The sequence below is a fragment of the Olivibacter sp. 47 genome (assembly GCF_030372825.1).
Taxonomy (GTDB): Bacteria; Bacteroidota; Bacteroidia; order Sphingobacteriales; family Sphingobacteriaceae; genus Olivibacter; species Olivibacter oleidegradans.
The window spans coordinates 5,920,711-5,943,430 of record NZ_JAUCNR010000001.1; the positions used below are offsets into that span (position 1 = coordinate 5,920,711).

Sequence of the window (22,720 nt, forward strand, 5' to 3'; positions counted from 1 at the left end):
ATGAGCAAAATTTTGGTTACCGGCGGTACGGGATATATCGGATCGCATACCGTTGTAGAATTACAAAATGCAGGTTACACGCCTGTTATTATTGATAATTTATCGAATTCTAATAAAGGGGTTTTGAAACAAATAGCTTCCATCACCGGAAATAGCCCGGAGTTTCATGAATTTGACCTCTGCAACGAACAAAAGGTAATCGAATTTGTAAAGAATAACCCGGATATCACCGGACTCATTCATTTCGCGGCCAGCAAAGCAGTTGGCGAATCTGTAGAAGAACCGATCAAGTACTATCGAAACAATTTCTTTTCTTTACTCAATCTATTAAATGCATTTAAGGATCGCGATATCAATTTTGTATTCTCCTCAAGCTGTACAGTTTATGGGCAGCCTAAGGAATTACCGGTAACCGAAAGCGCACCGGTTCAAAAAGCTGAATCGCCCTACGGTAATACTAAACAGGTAGCCGAAGAAATCTTAAGCGATACGGCCAAGGCTTTTGCCAATTATCATATCATTGCTTTACGTTATTTTAATCCTGTGGGAGCACATGCCAGTGCTTTAATCGGCGAATTGCCATTAGGTGTACCTCAAAACCTTGTACCCTTCATTACACAGACAGCAATTGGAAAGCGAGAAAAAGTTACCGTGTTCGGAAATGACTATGATACACCCGATGGATCAGCCATTAGGGATTATATCCATGTTGTAGACCTCGCAAAGGCACACGTAGCGGCCATAAAACGTTTAGAAGAACATAAGGCCAAAGCCAATTATGAAGTATTCAACATCGGTACGGGTAAAGGTTTGTCCGTGCTCGAAATTATCAGGGCCTTCGAATCGTCAACAGGCGTAAAACTGAATTATCAAATTGCCCCACGCCGTGCAGGAGACATCGAAAAAGTGTGGGGAGATGTCTCTAAATCATTGACGGAATTGGGGTGGAAAGCCGAATTGGATGTGGAGGAAATGATGCGTTCGGCTTGGGCTTGGGAAGTTTATTTAAAAGAGAAAAATCCATTTGGATAATAAAATTGTGTTTAGCAAACATACTTAATAGAAAGACCATGAATATCATTATAACAGGAGGTGCCGGATTTATTGGATCGCACGTAGTAAGACGTTTTGTTAACAACTATCCGCAATACCACATTATTAACCTCGATAAATTAACATATGCCGGTAACCTTGCCAACTTATCGGATATAGAAGATCAGGTGAACTATGAATTCGTAAAGGGTGACATTACTGACGCTGCATTTATCAATGAGCTGTTCGAGCGTGTCAAACCGGATGCCGTAATCCATCTTGCTGCTGAGTCGCACGTAGATCGCTCTATTAGCAACCCCTTGGATTTTGTACTGACCAATGTCGTTGGAACTGTCAACTTATTGAATGCTGCGCGGAAATACTGGGAAGGTGATAGTAGCAAACGTTTTTATCATGTTAGTACAGATGAGGTCTATGGCGCCTTGGGAGAAAGTGGTATGTTCACCGAAGAAACGAAGTACGACCCACACTCACCTTACTCTGCTTCAAAGGCAAGCTCCGATCACTTTGTCAGGGCCTATCATGATACGTATGGGCTTAATACGGTCATCTCAAATTGTTCAAACAATTATGGTTCCCATCACTTCCCGGAAAAACTGATTCCCTTAGCAATTCATAATATAAAAAACAATAAACCCGTGCCTGTTTATGGGAAAGGGGAAAATGTTAGGGATTGGTTGTGGGTAGAAGACCATGCCCGTGCCATCGACGTTATTTTCCACCAAGCAAAGGCCGGCGATACCTACAATATTGGTGGGCATAATGAATGGAAAAACATTGATCTGATCCGATTACTTTGTAACATTATGGATCGGAAGTTGGGACGACCCGCAGGCGAATCGGCAAAACTTATCACTTTCGTTAAAGATCGTGCAGGCCATGATTTACGGTATGCGATCGATTCCACAAAACTGCAAAAAGATTTGGGATGGGTGCCTAGCTTACAGTTCGAAGAAGGATTGGAAAAGACCGTTGATTGGTATTTAGCAAATGAAGAATGGCTAAATAACGTAACCTCGGGAGCCTATCAGGAATATTATAATAAGCAATATAGTTAGCTGTTAATAGGGAACAAGGGAGTGGTTAATAGCGTAAAGCTTTAAGCGCCCTTTCCTCTTTCGATATGCGCTGTCATTTCAAGGTTAGCTTATGAATGAAATTAATTCCCATAAAGATTTATTAGTATATCAAAAGTCTTTGGACTTTGTCCAGAACATTTATCAATTAACCGCTAAATTTCCTGAAGAAGAAAAATTTGGCCTTACCAGTCAAATGAGAAGGGCTGCTATATCAATCCCTTCAAATATTGCAGAAGGAGCCGCAAGACAATTTGTTAAGGAATACATACAATTTTTATATGTTAGCTTAGGATCTATCGTTGAGATAGAAACACAATTGGAAATTGCTAAGCGCTTAAATTTCTGTATTGAAAATAGCCGGTTGCAAGAAGAAATTATCCATATAAAGAGAATGTTGATAAAACTTATACAGATATTGAAGACAAAATGATTAGTTATCTCGATCCAACATTTCTATTAACAAGTTCTCTATTTCCTACTAACTATTAACAAGTTCCCTATTAACTATTTAACAATGTTATACTACCCCTTTCATAAATTTTCGTTTGACAATAAGACTTGCTTTTTAAGTGGGCAAACGTTAACATCATCCGAAGAACAAATACAGGTGTTCCCTTCCTGGCTGATGCAACATTATCATTTAGAAGAAAAGCCATTCAAGTTGCTCGACGAAAGTATAACGACTTACAAAAAGCTTAAGGTGCCTTGTTCGGCAGACACTTCTGATAGATTGGAAAAGTTAGAAGAGGAAGTAAAAGCGGCTTTTTTAGGAGGCTATCAGGAAGTAATCAAACTTAACAAGCAATTATTGTTTCAATGGATTGGAAAGCTTCTTTATGGAATTGTATTCAATGAAATACAGATTGGGATCAGGCAACAGCATATGAGCGGTGAAGCGATGAACTTTTCGCAGGTTCTAGCCAAAAAATTTTCCAATCTACATGTTATGCTGCAATCGATGATTAAATCTATGGAATTCGAAGGCAGTTTACCTTTCAGCATCAACGTATTTGAAATAGACAGTCCGGAAGACAAATTCAGTTATCGAGATGAAATTAACACATTGGTTTTCTCATTACGAATGAACAATTTCGGCATTGTAGCTTGCTTGCAAGACAACGGAGCCAATAATAGATATCACGAGCGGAAGCTTCAGTTAGTATCCGGAAAAAAACTGCATCCCATTCAGTTTGAAGAGATTTGTGGCTTATTTTTTTATTCTGCTTATCTCTTTAATCGGCTACCTGAATATGCCATACTGCCAACCGAAAAAATCGTCTATATCGAACCTATGCCACTAGCGGGCATGGACACACGCCCCATCTTTGATACGTTTCAAGCTAAGACATATGGACAGGTACTGGAAAATTTCTGGAAACCTTGGGGTTTTACCTTATTTGAAATCATTAAGGATCCTGAAAACCCGATGACATTTTTGGCGGATCAAAACGGATCATTCCGCCCGTGTGAAGCAATTGATTTACCTAAGACTTATGGCGACTAAGTGAACAGTTGTCCTACGGCGCTGAAAAAGTGACCAATAACCTGAGGGTATAGTAATACCGTAACAACAAGGCCAACGATCGCACCATAAAAGTGTGCATCATGGTTGATGCTATCGCGCCCTACTTTAGCTGCCCACACACAATAGAATAAAAACAAGGGACCAAAAATAACCGCAGGGATGGGAATAAAAAACACACCTATATAAGAGGTGGGTTGAAATAGAATAGCACTAAAAAGTACCCCACAGATGGCACCTGAAGCCCCCAAACTATAGTAATTGTAATTGTTTTTCTGCTTCATAATGGTGGTTATATCACTAATAACCAAGCTCAACAGATAAATTAAAGCAAATTGTACATGTCCCCAGCTGCTGATGGATACCAAAATTTTTTCTAATTGAAAACCGAAAAAAGAGAAGGTGAACATGTTAAAAAATAAATGCATCCAATCACGGTGAATCATGCCACTGGTAAGTAATGTATATATTCGCGCTCCCCTACTTATGCTATATGGATGCAGCATAAACTTTTCAAGAACACCGTGATTTGAAAAGGCATAAATACTGGTGATAAGCGTAAAAACAAAAATTAGGCTGGCAACAGGTGTTTCTGTGATATAACTCTCCATATCTTAAATAATAGGGTTGAAAGTACTAAAAAATTGTTATTAATCGTTAGAATAATCCTAATTGTTTCCCCTTGGTTGGAACGAATAGATCGCTACGTAATTCGGTCAGCTTATTTTCACCCATAAAGCGCGACACCGACAATTTAAATAGCTGATGCAGACTATCGGCGAGTTGTCCTTCTCCTCTAATCCGCCTACCAAACTGACTGTCATTTAAATTTCCACCATGACACGCAGCAATACCATGCAAAATTTTTTCAGCCCTATCCGGGTAGGCCTTATGAACCCAATCTTTAAATATCTCCCCGATTGCTCCATTAAGTCTTACAATGGTAAAAGAAGCTGCAGTGGCTCCATGCTTTGCCGCTTGCTCAATAAGGGCCGGCATTTCGTCGCTGTTCAAACCCGGTACAATTGGCGCACACATTAACATGACCGGGATGCCGGCATCCGTCAATTTCTTTATCACATTCAGTCGCCCAGCAGCCGTTACCGTTCTAGGTTCCATTTTTTGCCTTAATTCCTCATTTAAAGAATTGATCGTAACTGCTACATGTACCAGTTTCCATTTTGCCAGTTCAGTTAAAATGTCCAGATCACGAAGTATCAGGTTATTCTTACTAATAATGGAAACGGGATGCTTATATTTCAAAAAAACGTAAAGCAAAGATCGTGTAAGCTTAAGTTTGCGCTCCAGCGGCTGATAACAATCGGTATTTCCGGACAGCATAATGGTTGAAGGAACATAACCTTTTGCGTTAAACTCCTTCTCTAAGAGGGTTGCACAATTACGTTTTACAATAATTTTTCTTTCAAAATCCAGTCCGGCGCTATACCCCCAATATTCATGCGCATTCCGAGCATAGCAATAAATGCACCCGTGCTCGCATCCTTGATAAGGATTTATTGACCTCATAAAGCGTAAATCCGGACTGTCACTCTCACTTATAATCTGTTTAGGATAAGACTCTATGATCTGAGTAGCTGTATTTTCCAGAAAAGGCTCATCTAAGCCCTCTATGTGCTCACAAACATATTTGTTTTTAAAAAACTTATTGTGTGTATTTATTTGAGCTCCCCTACCCTTAAAATACTCCTCATTTTGCATTGTATCCATAAACAAATATACTAATATATTTAGTATTACGGCTAAAAATATTAGTATATTGTTATGACTCAATCGTGTCGTCCAACAATAGTAGATATAATTGTTTAGGCCCGTGAGCTCCTAAAACTAAGGTCTTTTCAATATCGGCAGTCCTGCTCGGGCCTGTAATTGCACTGATCATGGTAGGTATCTGCTCGTATTTTCGCTTGACAACTTCAAATCCGTCCTTTAGATCCATTACCAGTTGCGACATATAGGCGATTACGACATGTACATGAGGATAAATGCTCAATCTTCTTCCTGCAGCACCGCCATTGCTTACTAAAATACTTCCTGACCGTGCAATGAGTGCCTCACATTTCGTAATACCCATTTCTGCTTTTTGAAACTCCGCGTCCCCTCTAAAGAATGGAAATTCATACCGATCAAGTATTTCTTGTATCTCGCTCTCCCAAGCATAAATCCGCTTAATATTTTCCTTTTCCGTAATGGCAAGTAAGCTTTCTATCAGTTGGATTTCATCCTCACAAAAAACGAAGTTACCGGCAACGGCTGTAAAATTTTGAGCGAACATAATCTCAATGGCTTCATCAGACTCTTTATATAGAGGCACTTCTTCCAAATTAGGGTAGGGATTATCCCGCTTTAGCAACAACGCTTTTCGTATTTTCTTCAACAATCTTTCCTTCGCAGTAGCTTCTTGCATAGTCATCTATTTAAAGTGCAAGTTATAAGTTTTTTATTAAAAACCTGAAAGAGAAGATAGACTGTGTAACCAATTAGGTAGTATAAAAAAAGAGACGCAACCAACTTAGCTGCGTCTCTTTTGATATTAGTTTTGGTAAAACGATTATTTCACCGTGTCAGTTGTACTGTTTTCATCGGAGGATTTGGTTTTATCGAAGGTTCCGGAATTGTCCCCTACACCTTCATGCATGAGCCCCTCAGCTGCTTTCCGTTGATCAGAAGAACCTTCATCACCGTTCACAAATTCGTCATATGTAGTACGGTGGTCGAAAGGCCTTTTGCCTAAGATTTCCTCTAAATCCGATTGGAATAATATTTCTTTTTCCAATAACTTTTCTGCTAAGGCCTTCAGTCCGCCTGACTTTTCGCTAAGCAATTGCCGCGTTTTCTCATAAACATCGCTTATCAATTTACGAACTTCTTCATCAATAAGCTCCGCCGTCTTTTCGGAGTAAGGTTTTTGGAATTGAGACTCCTGACTATCGTTAAACGATATATTACCAACCTTATTATTCATACCATATACAGCCACCATTGCATAAGCTAATTTGGTAATGCGCTCCAAGTCATTCTGCGCCCCTGTAGAAATTTTGCCAAAAGTAAGATCTTCAGCAACCCTTCCGCCCATGGTCATGCACATACCGTCAATTAACTGCTCCGTGGTATACAAAAACTGCTCTTTCGGCAAGTATTGGGCATAACCTAAAGCGGCTACTCCACGAGGAACGATGGATACCTTAACCAAAGGATCAGCATGTTCCAAGAACCATCCAGCTATAGCGTGTCCAGCTTCGTGATAAGCGACAATTCGCTTCTCTTCAGGAGAAATAATTTTATTTTTCTTCTCCAATCCGCCGATAACCCGATCGATTGCATCTTGGAAATCCTGCATATCAACCGATTCTTTATTTTTACGAGCGGCTATAAGCGCGGCTTCATTACAAACGTTAGCGATTTCTGCCCCTGCAAAACCAGGTGTTTGCGCCGATAATTTCTTCGCTTCTACATCTGCTGCCAGTTTAATCGGCTTCAAATGCACTTTAAATATCTGCTCCCGGCCTACCAAATCCGGCTTATCGATCGAAATCTGTCGATCAAAACGCCCCGGTCTCAATAAAGCCGAGTCTAGTACATCCGGTCGGTTTGTTGCAGCTAAGATGATAATACCCGAATCCGTGCCGAATCCATCCATCTCAACCAATAGTTGATTAAGTGTATTCTCTCTTTCATCATTCCCGCCAACAATATTATTTTTGCCACGAGCGCGTCCAATCGCATCGATCTCATCGATGAAGATAATGCAAGGGGCCTTATCTTTCGCCTGTTTGAATAAATCCCGCACACGCGAAGCTCCAACCCCAACAAACATTTCAACGAAGTCTGATCCCGATAACGAAAAGAACGGTACTTGCGCCTCTCCTGCAACAGCCTTAGCCAACAATGTTTTCCCTGTTCCTGGAGATCCTACTAATAGCGCGCCCTTCGGAATCTTTCCTCCGAGATTGGTATATTTCTTGGGATTTCTTAGAAAATCTACAATTTCCATAACCTCCTGCTTGGCCTCTTCCAATCCCGCCACGTCATTGAAGGTAATATTTACTTGAGATTCTTTATCAAATAGCTGTGCCTTCGATTTACCAATATTGAAAATCTGACCGCCGGCACCACCGGCACCGCCACCCATTCGGCGCATAATGAAAACCCAAAAAAGAATCACAAGACCCAAGGGCAGGATGATAGACAGTAACCAGCCGGTCCAAGGACTATTTCTCTCCTCCAATGTAACACTCACCCGTTGATTTTCGGGAACACCTTGCTGTGCAGCGTTTAACTTACGCTCCAAAGCATCGAAGGATCCATCTTGAAAAAAGTACTGGGGTCCCGCACTACCGGTGGAAAGATTAAGCCCGTTATTTTTTGGGCGCACGTCCTTATATTTCTCTTGATTGAGTTTATCCTTTTTAATATAAACCTCAACACCAATTAACTCATTTCGCTTATATGCTACCAACTTTTCCACGTCTCCTTCTTTCAACATGGTAGATTCAAATCGTTGATAGGTAATTTCTTTCGCACTCTCTCCCGTGAAAACGTACTGAAGAGCAATAAAACCCAATATCATGGCTATCCATAACCACATGATATTGAATTTAGGAGGTTTGGGGCTGATTTTCTTCCCCGGAACTTTCTTTATTTTCCCAGGTTGATTTGACATATTATCTTTCATAAATTGTTTTATCCTCTTTGTTTATTTAGCTCGGGATCTTATGCACTTTGAAAATATTTCAGTTCTGCATCGCCCCATAAATCTTCTATCGCATAAAATTGCCTTTTATCCGTTTTGAAGATATGTACAACAACGTCTATGTAATCCAGCAAAATCCATTCAGCATGATCTAACCCTTCTTTTCGCCATGGATCTTGTTTAACCGCTTTATACACTTCCTCTTCCACACTTTTCGCTATCGCCCTCACTTGGGTTGTCGATTCGGCATGACATATTACAAAATAATCAGAAACAGAGCTATGTACATTTTGGAGGTCTAATCTAACTATTTCGTTACCTTTCTTCTCTTGGATACCGTGTATAATAATCTCCGAGAGATGAGTGGATTCTTTAACCTTTTTACCTTTTACCATTAAAAAATTTTAGTTTTGAACAGTTTTTCATTTAATGCCACAAAGACTTTGCAAAGTAACACTTTTTTGGGACTTATTGTTGGAGAAAATATTATTACTCTTCAACGGGTAAATTCAACTAATGATTATCTTAAATCTAACCTGTCAAATTCTACGCCATATACTGAAGGAACTGTAATAATGGCAGTAGAGCAGTATGCAGGAAAGGGACAAGCGGGCAATATTTGGAAAAGTGAACCAGGTAAAAACTTAACTTGTAGTGTTCTATTGAACCCGACCTTCCTTTTACCAAAGGATCAGTTCGATCTCAATATCGCCGTTAGTTTAGCAATTGCGGATACTCTTCAACCGATATTGGGCGAAAATCTGCGTATAAAATGGCCGAACGACCTTTACTACCTAGATAAAAAAATTGGAGGAATTCTTATAGAGAATATACTGCGGGGAAGCAGCTGGAAACATGCCATTATTGGCATAGCGCTAAATGTTAACCAAACCGTTTTTGGTGACAATCAGGCAAGGGCTTCTTCCCTTAAGCTGCTGCTGAATCAGGATTTTGAAATAAACACCTTACTGCAAAGCCTTTGCTATCACTTAAGCACTGAATATCAACGCCTTAAAGAAAAACATATAATACAGCAAAAAAGTCGTTACAGAAGCCTTCTTTACCGATTAGGGGAGCCTGCCAATTTTCTGGTGCAAGGACAACACAAAAGCGGCACAGTCATTGACGTAAACAAAGAAGGAAAACTTATAGTAGATTTTGACGGCCAGTTGACAGAGCACGCTATTAAAGAAATTGCGTTCATTTGAGGATTCCTGCCAAGTATGCAGAAGAGAAATCACGGAACTGACTAAAGTTGGGGCGAAGAAGACGTAACCAAATTGCATAATCCCCTCCTTTTCTATAAGTTTGCACCGTCCTCGCTCCATAGTTTGCAAGGCCGACTATTCACACATAAGTTAAACCTTTTTGACCAACAGCGTCTAAAAAGACAAATTGTATTAAAATGAAAAAATTAAGTGCATTTTTAGCCATTTTGATTTTCAGCACCTTAATTGCGTCCGCACAGATTAAAACGCCGGTAAAATGGGCCTATGCTGCTAAAAAGATTAATAAAACGGAGGCTGTGCTTCTAATAAAAGCTACCATCGATAAAGGTTGGCATATTTACTCTCAAAACATCAAACCCGGTGGCCCGGTGCCTACCAGTTTTACTTTCACAAAATCAACAGATTACACCCCTGTTGGAAAAACCAGTGAACCGAAGGGGATAAGCCACTTCGAGAAGGTGTTTGACATGGATGTTGTATACTTTGAAAACGAGGTTGTCTTTCAACAAAAAATCAAACTCAATAAAGCCGCAACCTCTGTTAAAGGGACCATTGAATTTATGGTGTGCAACGATCGGGAATGTTTACCTCCCGATGAAGTGAATTTCAATATTCCAATAAAATAGGGAAAGTGGCTTAAGCCGCTTTCCTTCATCCCATCTTAACCTAACCGTACTTTATTTACAATAAGGAGACCTGAAAATTGGCACCCTCTCAGGAATAATTACTAATTTCACGCCTTCAAACTAAAACTGATGTATAGAAAATTCATTATAATTACATTAGCTAGTATTTTCTTAAGCTTTTTTATGAACGAAGCCTCTGCGCTTACGTTACAAACCGACACCATTTCTTTGGATGATATCGAATTTACTGATATAACAGAAGATACAAGCGTCAATACCGATACAGTCCAAGCAGCTACTCCTACTAAAGGTTTGCCTGCCCAACCGGTAATTTCAACAGATACTGCGAATAGCGTTTCACTTTGGCAAATATTCATTAACGGCTTGCTTTTTGGTTTTGCCGCTATTTTAATGCCTTGTATATTCCCAATGCTTCCTTTAACCGTTAGCTTTTTTACGAAGAGAGCTGGGTCTAAGTCAAAAGCGATAGGACAAGCTATTCTATACGGCTTATCTATTATAGTTATTTATGTTGGCTTGGGAATGCTTGTCACCATTTTTTTTGGATCAGACGCCTTAAATGCACTTTCTACCAATGGTATTTTTAATTTCTTGTTTTTCTTATTGTTAGTGGTATTTGCTGCATCTTTTTTAGGTGCTTTCGAAATTACCCTTCCCAGCTCATTTGTTAACAAAGTAGACGCTAAATCGGATCAAGGAGGCCTTATTGGCATCTTCTTTATGGCTTTTAGCCTCGCTTTAGTTTCTTTCTCTTGCACGGGCCCGCTAATTGGAACCTTGTTAGTAGATGCAGCCTCCAAGGGCGAACGTTTAGGACCTGCCATTGGGATGTTTGGCTTTTCTTTGGCACTTGCTATTCCCTTTGCGCTGTTCGCTTTGTTTCCATCCTTGTTGAAATCCTTACCGAAATCCGGAGGTTGGTTGAATAGCGTAAAAGTGGTATTAGGATTCCTCGAATTAGCCTTTGCTCTTAAATTTTTATCGAATGTGGATTTGGCATACCATTGGAATTGGCTGGATAGAGAAGTATTTTTAGCTCTTTGGATCGTAATATTTGGTTTAATGGGGCTATACCTATTAGGAAAAATCAAATTTGCACACGACAGTGAGGTTCCACATTTATCGGTTCTGCGTACATTTTTTGCCATTGTGGTGCTATCCTTTGTCGTATATCTGATTCCGGGTATGTGGGGCGCCCCATTAAAGTCAGTCAGCGCATTCTTGCCGCCAAGTGCTACTCAAGATTTTGACTTAAGCACCGGTATATCGGCTTCGTCTCATACTACCACAAACTCCGGTCCTAAAAAATATGCAGAGATCTTTCATGAACGTGGAACTCCGAAAGGCTTTGATCCCTATTATGATTATGAACAAGCCTTGGAGGTTTCTAAACAAACAAACAAGCCTGTCTTAATTGATTTCACTGGTTGGAACTGCGTGAATTGTCGTAAAATGGAAGCAAATGTTTGGACGGATCCCCGCGTAAAAAACCTCTTAAATAACGAATTTATTATGGCAGAATTGTTTGTCGACGATAAGACTACGCTGCCGCAAAACGAACAATACATCTCGACTTACAGCAAAAAAAAGATCAATACCATCGGAAAAAAATGGAGCGATTTCCAGGCATCCAAATTCAACAGCAATTCGCAACCTTTATATGTTATTGTAGACAGCAATGGTAATGTATTGGTTCCTCCGCAAGGAGCGAATTATGATCCCCAAAATTACATCGACTTTCTTGAATCAGGTATTAAAGCCTATAAAGAAAGGCTATAGTGTCCGTAATAATCAAATCAGCTATACATTAATATGAGCACAATCAAAAATATTGCAGTATTTACTTCAGGTGGAGATTCGCCGGGCATGAACGCAGCTATACGTGCTGTTGTACGCACGAGTTTGCATTATAATCTAAATGTATTCGGTATTCAGCGGGGTTATGATGGTATGGTAAATGGAGATATCTTTCCGATGGATGCTAAATCTGTAGCCAATATCATTCAACGAGGCGGAACTATTTTAAAGACCGCACGTAGTAAAGAATTTCGAACCGTAGAAGGACGTCAACAGGCTTATGAACAAATCAGGAAATTCCAAATCGACGGATTAGTCGCTATTGGTGGAGATGGAACGTTCACGGGAGCAGCAAAATTTATTGAGGAACACGACATCCCGGTAATGGGGCTTCCAGGCACTATTGACAATGATTTAGCAGGAACCGATTTCACCATCGGTTATGATACGGCCATCAATACCGTTATCAGTGCAGTTGACAAAATCCGAGATACAGCGGAGTCGCACGATCGCCTATTTATTATTGAGGTAATGGGCCGTGATTCCGGACTTATTGCGCTTCGTAGTGGCATAGGAACAGGGGCAGAGGCCATTTTAATTCCGGAAAGCGCAACAAATTCAAAAGCTTTATTGGAAAAGTTGGCTCATGGCCGAAAAGATAAATCTTCGAAAATTGTATTAGTGGCCGAGGGTGACGAAGAAGGTGGCGCCTTCGCTATAGCCGAACTGGTGAAGAAACATTTTCCAAATTATGATACCAGAGTTTCCATTTTGGGTCACATACAACGTGGAGGTAGCCCAACTTGTATGGATCGAGTACTGGCAAGCCGTCTAGGCGTTGCTGCCGTGGAAGCGCTACTAGCTGGACGTAAAGGTGAAATGGCGGGCGTTATCAATGGTGACATTGCATTTACTCCATTCAATAAGGCCATCAAGCATATAGACTCCCTTACACCCAGCTTGCTTAAAATTGTGGATATCTTATCTTAATTTTATTTTCAAAACGATGTAAAAAGAGGCTAGGCTGGTTTTGGTCTAGCGCTCTTTCCAATTATAAACAAGTTTTATCGGGATTAATCCCAACAATTATCAAGACATCTACATTGTTTTATGGAGTGTGATTTCAGAATAAAAGTGTTTTTCACTGCCGCTACGCAATTGAATTTTACAAAAACGGCTTCGGAGCTTTTTATATCACAACCTGCTGTTAGTAAAAATATCCAGGAATTGGAACAACAAATCGGCCAATCTCTTTTCGAACGAAGTGGCAACAAGCTTAAACTAACTGCCGCAGGCTCCATTCTATACAAACATGCTCGTCTTATTATTGAGCAATATAATAAAGCTACGTACGAAATTGATAAGTTAAAGGGAGAAACATCGGGAAAATTAAAATTAGGTGCCAGCACCACTATTTCGCACTACATCATTCCCCTCATATTAGCGAATTTTCATCGCAATTACGACGGTATACATATTGAAGTGGCACACGGCAATACACAACAAGTGGAAGATTGGCTCGATAAAAAAAACATTGATCTCGGAATTATCGAGGGGTTAACACAAAATAAATCAATGAAATACACACCTCTCTTTAAAGACGAAATTGTTTTAGTTACACGTGCAGAAAATCCGCTTGCTTTGCATGATACATTCGCATTTAGGGATCTTTCACGGCTTGACTTTATTATGCGCGAGAATGGTTCAGGAACAAATGACGTGATCGCTAAACATTTAAAAGAAAAAGGTGTAGATCTACAGGACTTGCAGATAAACGTTAATTTAGCGAGTACCGAAAGTATTAAACAATTTCTTTTGCACAGTAATAGCTTTGCTTTTTTGTCTATTCATGCCATCACTCGCGAGTTGCATGAAAAACATTTAAAAATTATTGAAATAGAAGATTTCACCATAGAGCGCAATTTCTTTTTCATCCATCCCCATGGACCGCTATCCGGCCTTCCCGAATTGTTTATGCGTTTTGCAAAGCAACAAGAGCAGTTTTTTATTCATGCCACCTAATACAATGGATTATTTTATTCCTTCACTATTGTTTTTCAGTTTCTTCTTAAAAACCTTTTCAAATTTTTCCAATTTCGGTGCTATTACAAATTGACAGTATCCTTCGCTCCGATTCAAATTAAAATAATTTTGATGGTAATCCTCGGCTATATAGAAAGCACCGTATGGTTTCACCTCTGTGACGATAGGTTTGTTGTAGGCATGTTCTTCATCTAATCTTTTGATATAATACAATGCCTTTTCTTTCTGTTGCGGATTATGATAAAAGATGGCTGATCGATATTGCGTTCCCACATCATTTCCCTGTCTATTTAGTTGTGTTGGGTCATGGGCCACAAAAAATGCCTCGATCAACTCATCAAAGCTGATTACTTTTGGGTCGAAAATAATATTCACGGCCTCTGCATGGCCTGTATTACCCGTGCAAACTTCTTTGTAAGAGGGGTTCTTAACATACCCACCCGTATAACCGGAGACAACTGTATCAACGCCATTAAGCTGTTGAAACTGCGCCTCTACGCACCAAAAACACCCCGCGGCAAAAGTCGCCGTATCTAAAAGACCGGCATTTGCTGAAGGTGTAACTACCTTATTTTTCTCTTGCTTTTGTTGGGGTTCTCCCGCGCAAGAGAGAAACACGTTCAGCAACAAAGCACTTATAACCATTCCTATTGTTTTCATCCTATTATTTCTTTTTAATGGTTAATGAGAGCTCGAGTAAATAACCGAAGCGACCGCGAGGCTCATTGACACCTAAAAATGTAAATGCTTGTCAATAATAATTGCCCATTGTGTCTATTATTATTATTTACATCTCGGTTTCATCTTTCTATAACTTAATCCACTCTTAGTACCAGTTTACCAAATTGTTCCGAACGATCCATCTTCCTCACAGCCTCTTCGGCATGCGCTAAAGGAAAAATTGAGTCAATAACAGGCTTTACCTGATGCTTATTTACAAATGCCAACATATCATGAAAATCTTTAGGCGAACCCATCGTACTACCCAATATACTCAGTTGTTTCCAAAATATTTTTCTCGCATTGAGTTCAGGTAAATTGCCTGATACCGTAGCACCGTAGAAAACAATTCTACCACCTGGTTTCGCAAGCTCGATATAATTATTAAAGCCCTCTCCTATAGCGCTGTCTACTATAACATCAAAACCATCGTTAGGGTGTATTTTATTTGCCCAGTTTTTATCGGTATACAATGCGCCGGCCTTCGCTCCCAGGTCTAGCGCCTTCCTTATTTTTTCCCGCTTGCTTGATGTTACATATACTTCTGCACCCGCAAGTACGGCCCACTGCAAAGCAAAGCTTGCTACCCCGCCTCCAACACCCGCTAGGAGTAGTCGTTCCCCCCTCTTCAGATGCGCTCTACTGAATAAGGCTCGCCAGGCGGTTAACCCGGCCAAGGGTATCGCAGCCGCCTCCTCAAAAGTAAGGTGAGGTGGCATAATATGTAAATTTTGGAGCGGCACGCTTACGTATTCTGCAAAAGTACCGTCCTGTGGAAGTCCGAGAATATGAAATGTGGTCGACTGTGCGGCTTCGCTTTCGCCCCAATTTAATGAGGGATTGATAAGCACTTCCTTTCCGATCCACTCCTTTTCCGATTCGCTCCCCACCTCTGCTACGACTCCTGCACCATCGGAACCTAAAATAATAGGGAATTTCAAACCGGCGTACTGTCCCTTTTGTATCCAATAATCTCGCCTATTAAGTGCCGCAGCTTTAAGCTTTACGAGTACTTCATTCGCTTTTAGTTTAGGCTTACTTACATTCTTTATCGTTAAGGGTAAGTTAATTCCGTCCAGAACTATCGCTTTCATTTATTTGTGTTTTATGTTGGCGATGCCATTCATCGCTGTCAGGCAGATGTGACAACAACTTTGTGCAACCATAAATCCGGAGCACTGTGCCGATCTTTCACGATTAAAAAAAGCAGTGCTGCCTAGGCAAACACTGCTTCTTCGCATGTTTTTAAATCTTTGAAAATCCAAATGAGCCATTATTTTTTGGCATTGGCGTAACGCTCGCCAACTGATTTCCAGCAGATAACATTAAAAATTGCCTCTAAGTAAGCAGGGCGTTTGTTTTGATATTTCAAATAATAGGCATGTTCCCAAACATCAATACCTAAGATTGGTGTTCCCTTAACTTCTGCAACGTCCATCAATGGACTGTCCTGATTTGGTGTCGACGTTACCTGCAACTTTCCGGAGGCATCTACAACCAACCACGACCAGCCGGAACCGAAGCGCGTTGCTCCGGCATCCTGAAGTTTTTTCTTTAATTCGTCAAAAGAACCAAATGTTTCATCAATAGCGGTAGCCAACTCACCACTCGGAGTAGTTTGCGCATCAGGCGACAATATGGTCCAAAATAAGGAGTGATTATAGTGCCCTCCGCCGTTGTTTCGAACCGCAGCAGGATATTTTGAAATATTCTTTATGATTTCTTCAATAGAAAGCGATTCCGCATCAGTTCCGGCAATTGCTTTATTTAAATTATCAACATATGCCTGGTGATGTTTTCCATGGTGAATTTCCATGGTTTCTTTATCAATATGTGGTTCTAATGCATCGGATGCGTATGGTAACGCAGGAAGTGAAAAAGCCATAATTTTATGTTTTTTAATTTTCTGATTGTTGTACACAAATATAACGATATATGCTCCGAATTGTTCTTATGAATTAAGTTTTTATAAGGAGATGACAATAGATAGAGATGTGAACTTGGGAACATGTTAGTAGGGAACATGTTTTACTCGTCCGATTATCAATTGGGATTTTGAACAGCTATTCCCTTCTCCCTTGTTCACAGCTAACAATTTAGACTATCGTCTTTTCAACTGAAAAAATCGTTGCATTAATTCCCGACACGTCTCTTCCATAATACCACTTACTACCGTAGTTTTCGGATGGACAATATCTTTTGAAATCGTAGCGTATCCTCTCTTTTCATCCCGTGCGCCAAAAACGATTCGCTTAATCTGAGACCAATAGGATGCTCCCGCACACATAACGCAAGGTTCTATTGTAACATAGAGGGTGCAATCTTTTAAATATTTACCCCCAATGTAATTCGCAGCGGCTGTGAAGGCCTGCATTTCTGCATGAGCAGTTACATCATTCAGTGTTTCTGTTAAGTTATGCCCCCGCGCTATAATTTTACCATCATGTACAATGACGGCTCCAATAGGAACCTCGTCTGCATCAAAAGCTTTCTGGGCTTCGCGCAAAGCTTCCTTCATAAAGAATTCGTCCGATACGGAATCACTTGTATCTTCAAAATTTATATATTTCATTTATCTTCTCTTTCGACCGCAGGTTTTAAGCTAGACTGTCGGCCAGCCACTATCCGTTGATTAATTCACTACTAACAAATTCAAGATTCCGTGTTACAAGGCTATTACTAAAGCCTCACATCAGTTTGGCACCATTTGGTACCCTTGATGCAACAGTGGATAAAACAATATCTCCATTTTCGTCAGCAAATCCGGTAACTAAGCATTCAGATATAAAATTGGCGATCTGCTTTTTGGGAAAGTTTACAACACCAATAATTTGCCTGCCGGGCAATTCTTCTTTTGTATAATGTTTAGTGATTTGCGCGCTGCTTTTTCGAATGCCTATTTCGGACCCAAAATCAATGGTTAACTTATAAGCCGGCTTTCGAGCTTTCGGAAAGTCTTCCGCTGTTACAATCGTACCTACACGTAGTTCTACTTTTTCAAAATCATGCCAATTTATCTCTTCCATGAGATAAACATAGATAAACTTGCTTTTTTTCACAAGTTTTTTTAATTCTCGGCACTTATTCGTAGCGTAACGCCTCGATCGGGTCTAGTTTTGATGCCTTAGAAGCCGGATAAAAACCCGAGATCATACCGACGCCCACGCAGACAACAATCCCCATTATTATCCATTTCCATGGCACGACAAAACTCGTTCCTACAACCACCGCTACGATATTACCAATTAAAATACCGAGCAATATACCGCCTATCCCTCCAAGTAAACAGATTACTATCGCTTCCGTCAAAAATTGCATTCGTATCACTTTTGGCGTGGCGCCGATTGCCTTTCGAACTCCGATTTCCCGCGTACGCTCGGTTACGGAAACAAGCATAATATTCATTAAGCCAATGGAAGCACCTATTAATGTAATAATGCCGATCACAAAGGCCCCCACGGCGACATAGGTAAGACTACTAACCAGTATTTGGGCAACAGCATCGCTTTTGGTGATCTCAAAATTATTTTCCTGTGTAACTGCCAATCCACGAATATTTCTAAATAAAGCGGTTGCTTCCCCAATTGTTGGGTCTATCCCCTGCGCGTTGCTACTCATTACCGTAATAGTATAAGAAGGCATTTCCCCCTGCACTACAGCTCGCGCACGCAACAAGGGGATGATACAGGTCTTATCAGCCCCCATGCCGGCACTGGATCCTTTGTCTTCCAACACGCCTATAATTAAATATTTTGCATTACCGATAACCAGCATTTTGTTCAAGGGGTCTTGCCCCTCTTTAAACAAACGTTTTTTTATTTCACTCCCGATAATCACCACATTGGATCCGGTTTCCAACTCGCGCTGGGTAAAGTTTCGACCGCTTTCCAATTTATACCCCCCGGTTTGCAAATAATGATCATCACCTCCCAATATGGATATGTTTGGATTTGACTGTTCGCTCCCGTACTTCACAACCGCAAAATTGGAAGCATAGGCGCTAATGGAAACAATGGCACCATAATCGAATTTCTTTTGGAAGGCCAAGGCTTCACGATAGGATATTTTTTTGAAAACTTTAGGTCTTGTACCGCTGCCTCCGATTTGTACGTTGATTCCTCTATTCCTAATATTAAAGGAATTGGCTCCCATTGCTGAGAACGAATCTTTTAATGAGTTTTGAATAGCATCAATGGAGGTAAGAATGCCTACCAGGGCGGTGATACCGATTGCTATGATCAAGGCGGTCAAAAAAGTACGCAATTTATTGCTAGCAATGGACTCCAACGAAAGCCGGATATTTTCTCGATAGGGCATCTTTACTGACATAATCTCAAACGATTTGCTATTAAGACATGCAAATAAGGATTATGTTACAGCCGGAGACTCACTTACTAGTTCAAAAATGGTGATTTCAGGCAAAATGCCAACGCGACCAGGATAACCTAAAAAACCATACCCCACATTAACGTACAGTTGTTGGTTACCATCTGTATAAAGTCCCGCCCATTCTTTATAAACGTATTTTGCAGGGCTCCACTGATAACGATCTCCTCGAATACCAAATTGCATACCGTGTGTGTGGCCGGCAAACATGACATCGATATCCTTATTATTTAATACTTGAGCTCGCCAATGGGACGGATCGTGCGATAATAAAAGTTTTACAGGCAGGTCTTCCGTACCTTTTTTTGCTAAATCAATTCGTCCATACTTAGGGAATCTGCCGGTTCCCCAATTTTCCACTCCTAATATACCAATCTCTTCATTATCAACACGCAATTTTCTATGTTCATTCAAAAGTAAATCCCACCCCATAATCCTATGGATGTCCTTCACCTGCTGTAAGTTTTTACGTTTCTCGGGGCTATCCTCCTTCCCATAGAAATAATCTCCATAATCGTGGTTCCCCAATGTCGAATAAACGCCCAAAGGTGCCTTCACTTTACTAAATAAGTCCTGATAATTGCGCATTTCATCGGCCTTATTATTAACTAAATCGCCGGTAAAAAAAATGACATCCGGTTTTTCGGCAAGTAGCATATCAATGCCTCCCTGAACGGCCGTTTTATTATAAAAGCTTCCTGAATGGATATCCGATATTTGCCCAATCGTTAATCCGTGAAAGGCTTTAGGCAAATTCGGCAAATAAAGTTTCTGTCGTCTCACCCTATAATCATAGCCTCCCACAGCAATTCCCCAACTCAAGGTGGCAAAGGGCACAGCAGCAACAACAATACCAGCTCTAGTTAGGAATTGTGATCGACTAATACGATCAGCATTAGTTGAAACGGTTTCCGCAGAAAGCTTCGTCGCTTCCGATTCACCTTTTCTGCCAAATATCTTTCTTGTCATCCACACGCCGCCTCTCCTAAAATCATCTACAAGCAAGACTAGTACATAAAAAATCTTACTGGTAAAGGTCAAGAAAAAAGCAACCAATATAATGGATCGAACAATCAAAGGAAGGCTGAAGTATAAGCTCGCCAGAACACCAATGAACAAAGCGATACTATATCCCCACCAAACAGCTTTAAAAAAACGTGCTTTAGCCCATCGAATGGTGCTTTTTTGAAGTGCATAATAAATATAAAAATCAATTAAAAGCAGTATAAAGGCATTAATAACGATCAGTCTCATATTTAAATCCTTTCCGGCCCTATCGGGCACACCCATTCAAATCCTACTTATTCACAACTGTTTCTCCAAGCTGCATATTGGGTATGTTTGCCTGCTCGCCGAGTACCATTTGTTTTAATGCCTCTATCCATTTTGGATGGGTATTTAAGCTTGGCACCAATTCGACATGTTCTCCACCTAGCTTCTTAAATTCTTGCCCGTATTCTACGGTTATTTCATATAATGTTTCTATACAGTCGGCAACAAATGCCGGACTGAAAACCAGCAGTCTTTTTGCACCTTCATGGGCTAGTTTCTCCAGCGCATCGCTCGTATAGGGCTGAACCCACGGCTCCTTTCCTAATCTTGATTGAAAACAGACAGTGTACTTTTCAGGAGCTATATGAAGCTTTTCCGCAATCAACCGTGCTGTTGCATGACATTGCGCAACATAGCAAAATTTATTCGTTGAGCTTATCTGCGCACAGCAATTGGGGGCATCACAACCGTGATTACCGGAATTGTCAACGTTCTTCAATTGCCTAATCGGTAAGCCATGAAAGCTAAATAGTACATGATCGAAAGTTTCAGGTTTCTTTAATCTGCCATTGTCGGCAAAAGCTTCGATCATCAACTCGTTATCATAGAACTGATTGACAAATGATATTTCCGGAAAGGTTGGCCACGTACTCATTAGGCGCATTACCTTTTCAATCACAGACCCAGTGGTAGCGGATGCATACTGTGGAAACAAGGGGATGACGCGAATACTGTCAACCATAGCTAAACGAAGCTTTTCCAATGCCTGTTCGATAGAAGGGTTTTGGTAACGCATCGCGAGTTCAATCTGGTACTCGTCGCTCAGTTCCTCGCGCAATAAAGCTACCTGTTCTTCACTGATGTAAAGCAGTGGGGAACCTTTTTCCTTATCCCAAATCTCATTGTATAACTTAGCAGTCTTTGGACTCCTGAAAGGAACAATAATTCCCCGTACCAAGAGATTTCGCTGGATTACACCGATATCAATCACCCGACCATCCATCAAAAACTCATCTAGATATCGCCGAACGTCAGGTACCTTAGGACTATCAGGCGTTCCCAGATTAATCAACAACACGCCTTTTTTTGCTTTCATCTGTAAATTTTAGTGTTTTAAATCCCTCCCTACACAATCAAGAGCAGTCAGCACAACATTTACTGGTAAAGTAAAAGTCTGTCCTTGCAGACAAGTTAGACCTTTACGCCAAAACCTGTGCCATATTTTGCATCATTACTCCATCCCAAAATTACAAATTTGTATTCGCTTTGGTTTTAATCAAAAATGAATGTGAGCTTTATATGATAATGGGATACATGGAAAGATCGGACGATTAAAAACGCTCCAACTGTTCTTTCACTTTTTGCATTAACCACATAGGTGTTGATGTAGCCCCACAAACGCCAATAGTCTCATTTGGGCCAAACATAGAAGCATCCAGTTCTGCAGGATCAGAGATAAATATACTTTTTGGATTATTTCTTAGACAAACATCATAAAGGACCTTGCCATTAGACGATTTTCTGCCCGACACAAAAACAATTCTATTAAATTGTTTTGCAAACTTAGCCAGATCTTCATAACGATTGGATACTTGTCTGCAAATCGTATCATTTGCTTTCACTTCGTATCCCCGCTTTAACAGCTCATCTTTAATTTGATAAAATTTATCGGTACTTTTTGTCGTTTGGCTATATAAGGTAAACTTACCAGGCAACTCAAGCGCGTCAAGTTCTTCCAGATCTTGAAAAACGATTGCTTCATTATTTGTCTGACCTTGCAGGCCAATCACTTCTGCGTGTCCATGTTTGCCGAAGATGAGAATGCGCTCTTTATCGTCGTAAGATGTCTTAATCCTGTTCTGCAATTTTAGCACCACAGGACAAGATGCATCAATCAAGGTTATATTATTCTCCAGAGCTATTTTATAGGTCTCAGGAGATTCTCCGTGCGCTCTGATTAAAACCTTTTCATTCCGGAGCTTAGGTAGATCTTCATGGGAAATGATGCGCAGCCCCTTGGCTTTTAGGCGGGCTACTTCCTCATCATTATGAACAATATCCCCCAAACAATAGAGATATCCCTCCTCTTCCAAGATTTCCTCTGCCATGTCAATGGCATAAACCACTCCAAAGCAAAAGCCGGAATCCTTATCAATTGAAACGCGCAGTTGATAACTCATGATGATGCAAAGATAGCATTTTTTGGCTATAAGTTGTTTGTTAGTTGTTAGTTGTTAGTTGTTAGTTGTTAGTTGTTAGTT

General features: G+C 40.4%; 23 protein-coding genes. 9 read left to right on the forward strand and 14 right to left on the reverse strand.

All coding sequences use genetic code 11. The features are described 5' to 3' along the window. From galE to QT327_RS25640, 4 genes are all read left to right on the forward strand, one after another. The gene (gene galE, locus QT327_RS25625; protein WP_289554244.1) at window positions 1-1,032 is read left to right on the forward strand and encodes a UDP-glucose 4-epimerase GalE; all 1,032 of its coding nucleotides are present in this window, start codon (window positions 1-3) and stop codon (window positions 1,030-1,032) included. Window positions 1,033-1,070: 38 nt separating this feature from the next. Further along, window positions 1,071-2,111, forward strand: coding sequence for a dTDP-glucose 4,6-dehydratase (gene rfbB / locus QT327_RS25630; RefSeq protein ID WP_130854803.1), 1,041 nt, complete (start codon window positions 1,071-1,073; stop codon window positions 2,109-2,111). Window positions 2,112-2,202: 91 nt separating this feature from the next. Next, window positions 2,203-2,562, forward strand: coding sequence for a four helix bundle protein (locus tag QT327_RS25635; RefSeq protein WP_130854802.1), 360 nt, complete (start codon window positions 2,203-2,205; stop codon window positions 2,560-2,562). A gap of 84 nt (window positions 2,563-2,646) precedes the next feature. Beyond that, on the forward strand, window positions 2,647-3,636 hold the full coding sequence (locus tag QT327_RS25640; protein WP_130854801.1) for a hypothetical protein: 990 nt from the start codon (window positions 2,647-2,649) through the stop codon (window positions 3,634-3,636). Here QT327_RS25640 and QT327_RS25645 read toward each other — a convergent pair. The 5 genes from QT327_RS25645 to rsfS form a co-directional block, all read right to left on the reverse strand. Beyond that, window positions 3,633-4,265, reverse strand: a complete 633-nt coding sequence (locus tag QT327_RS25645; protein ID WP_013664352.1) for a rhomboid family intramembrane serine protease — start codon at window positions 4,263-4,265, stop codon at window positions 3,633-3,635. The genes QT327_RS25640 and QT327_RS25645 overlap by 4 nt on opposite strands. A 46-nt stretch (window positions 4,266-4,311) precedes the next feature. After that, on the reverse strand, window positions 4,312-5,382 hold the full coding sequence (locus tag QT327_RS25650) for a PA0069 family radical SAM protein (RefSeq protein ID WP_207303713.1): 1,071 nt from the start codon (window positions 5,380-5,382) through the stop codon (window positions 4,312-4,314). A gap of 52 nt (window positions 5,383-5,434) precedes the next feature. Further along, window positions 5,435-6,079, reverse strand: coding sequence for a LutC/YkgG family protein (locus tag QT327_RS25655; RefSeq protein ID WP_013664354.1), 645 nt, complete (start codon window positions 6,077-6,079; stop codon window positions 5,435-5,437). Between the two features lie 144 nt (window positions 6,080-6,223). Further along, the gene (ftsH, locus tag QT327_RS25660; protein WP_130854800.1) at window positions 6,224-8,347 is read right to left on the reverse strand and encodes an ATP-dependent zinc metalloprotease FtsH; all 2,124 of its coding nucleotides are present in this window, start codon (window positions 8,345-8,347) and stop codon (window positions 6,224-6,226) included. A gap of 38 nt (window positions 8,348-8,385) precedes the next feature. After that, window positions 8,386-8,760, reverse strand: a complete 375-nt coding sequence (gene rsfS / locus QT327_RS25665) for a ribosome silencing factor (RefSeq protein ID WP_013664356.1) — start codon at window positions 8,758-8,760, stop codon at window positions 8,386-8,388. A gap of 15 nt (window positions 8,761-8,775) precedes the next feature. Here rsfS and QT327_RS25670 point away from each other — a divergent pair, with 15 nt between their 5' ends. From QT327_RS25670 to QT327_RS25690, 5 genes are all read left to right on the forward strand, one after another. After that, window positions 8,776-9,573 (forward strand): biotin--[acetyl-CoA-carboxylase] ligase, encoded by a 798-nt coding sequence (locus tag QT327_RS25670; RefSeq protein WP_165446911.1) that lies wholly within the window; start codon window positions 8,776-8,778, stop codon window positions 9,571-9,573. A 197-nt stretch (window positions 9,574-9,770) separates the two neighbouring features. Beyond that, window positions 9,771-10,220 carry a protein-disulfide reductase DsbD N-terminal domain-containing protein gene (locus QT327_RS25675; protein ID WP_013664358.1) on the forward strand — a complete coding sequence of 150 codons (450 nt, stop codon included), beginning with the start codon at window positions 9,771-9,773 and terminating at the stop codon, window positions 10,218-10,220. A gap of 183 nt (window positions 10,221-10,403) precedes the next feature. Then, window positions 10,404-12,020 (forward strand): protein-disulfide reductase DsbD family protein, encoded by a 1,617-nt coding sequence (locus tag QT327_RS25680; protein WP_242627119.1) that lies wholly within the window; start codon window positions 10,404-10,406, stop codon window positions 12,018-12,020. A gap of 33 nt (window positions 12,021-12,053) precedes the next feature. Beyond that, window positions 12,054-13,028, forward strand: a complete 975-nt coding sequence (pfkA, locus tag QT327_RS25685) for a 6-phosphofructokinase (protein WP_013664360.1) — start codon at window positions 12,054-12,056, stop codon at window positions 13,026-13,028. 120 nt (window positions 13,029-13,148) lie between these two features. Then, window positions 13,149-14,060 carry a LysR substrate-binding domain-containing protein gene (locus QT327_RS25690; RefSeq protein WP_013664361.1) on the forward strand — a complete coding sequence of 304 codons (912 nt, stop codon included), beginning with the start codon at window positions 13,149-13,151 and terminating at the stop codon, window positions 14,058-14,060. A gap of 9 nt (window positions 14,061-14,069) precedes the next feature. Here the strand turns inward: QT327_RS25690 and msrA are convergent, their stop codons facing one another. The 9 genes from msrA to QT327_RS25735 all read right to left on the reverse strand — a co-directional run bounded on the left by msrA (window position 14,070) and on the right by QT327_RS25735 (window position 22,639). Further along, window positions 14,070-14,741, reverse strand: a complete 672-nt coding sequence (gene msrA / locus QT327_RS25695; RefSeq protein ID WP_130854797.1) for a peptide-methionine (S)-S-oxide reductase MsrA — start codon at window positions 14,739-14,741, stop codon at window positions 14,070-14,072. Between the two features lie 155 nt (window positions 14,742-14,896). Further along, on the reverse strand, window positions 14,897-15,895 hold the full coding sequence (locus QT327_RS25700) for a zinc-binding dehydrogenase (RefSeq protein WP_130854796.1): 999 nt from the start codon (window positions 15,893-15,895) through the stop codon (window positions 14,897-14,899). A gap of 179 nt (window positions 15,896-16,074) precedes the next feature. After that, the gene (locus tag QT327_RS25705; RefSeq protein ID WP_013664364.1) at window positions 16,075-16,686 is read right to left on the reverse strand and encodes a superoxide dismutase; all 612 of its coding nucleotides are present in this window, start codon (window positions 16,684-16,686) and stop codon (window positions 16,075-16,077) included. Window positions 16,687-16,902: 216 nt separating this feature from the next. After that, window positions 16,903-17,373: a nucleoside deaminase gene (locus tag QT327_RS25710; protein WP_013664365.1), complete on the reverse strand. Its 471-nt coding sequence runs from the start codon at window positions 17,371-17,373 to the stop codon at window positions 16,903-16,905. Between the two features lie 115 nt (window positions 17,374-17,488). Further along, the gene (locus QT327_RS25715) at window positions 17,489-17,827 is read right to left on the reverse strand and encodes a tRNA-binding protein (RefSeq protein WP_013664366.1); all 339 of its coding nucleotides are present in this window, start codon (window positions 17,825-17,827) and stop codon (window positions 17,489-17,491) included. Window positions 17,828-17,882: 55 nt separating this feature from the next. After that, the gene (locus QT327_RS25720; RefSeq protein WP_013664367.1) at window positions 17,883-19,130 is read right to left on the reverse strand and encodes an ABC transporter permease; all 1,248 of its coding nucleotides are present in this window, start codon (window positions 19,128-19,130) and stop codon (window positions 17,883-17,885) included. Between the two features lie 39 nt (window positions 19,131-19,169). Continuing rightward, window positions 19,170-20,441, reverse strand: coding sequence for a metallophosphoesterase (locus tag QT327_RS25725; protein WP_242627118.1), 1,272 nt, complete (start codon window positions 20,439-20,441; stop codon window positions 19,170-19,172). Window positions 20,442-20,484: 43 nt separating this feature from the next. Continuing rightward, window positions 20,485-21,555: a ferrochelatase gene (gene hemH / locus QT327_RS25730; RefSeq protein ID WP_013664369.1), complete on the reverse strand. Its 1,071-nt coding sequence runs from the start codon at window positions 21,553-21,555 to the stop codon at window positions 20,485-20,487. 235 nt (window positions 21,556-21,790) lie between these two features. Beyond that, entirely contained in the window at window positions 21,791-22,639 is an 849-nt protein-coding gene (locus QT327_RS25735; RefSeq protein ID WP_130854795.1) for a 4-hydroxy-3-methylbut-2-enyl diphosphate reductase, read from the reverse strand. Window positions 22,640-22,720: the final 81 nt, after the last annotated feature.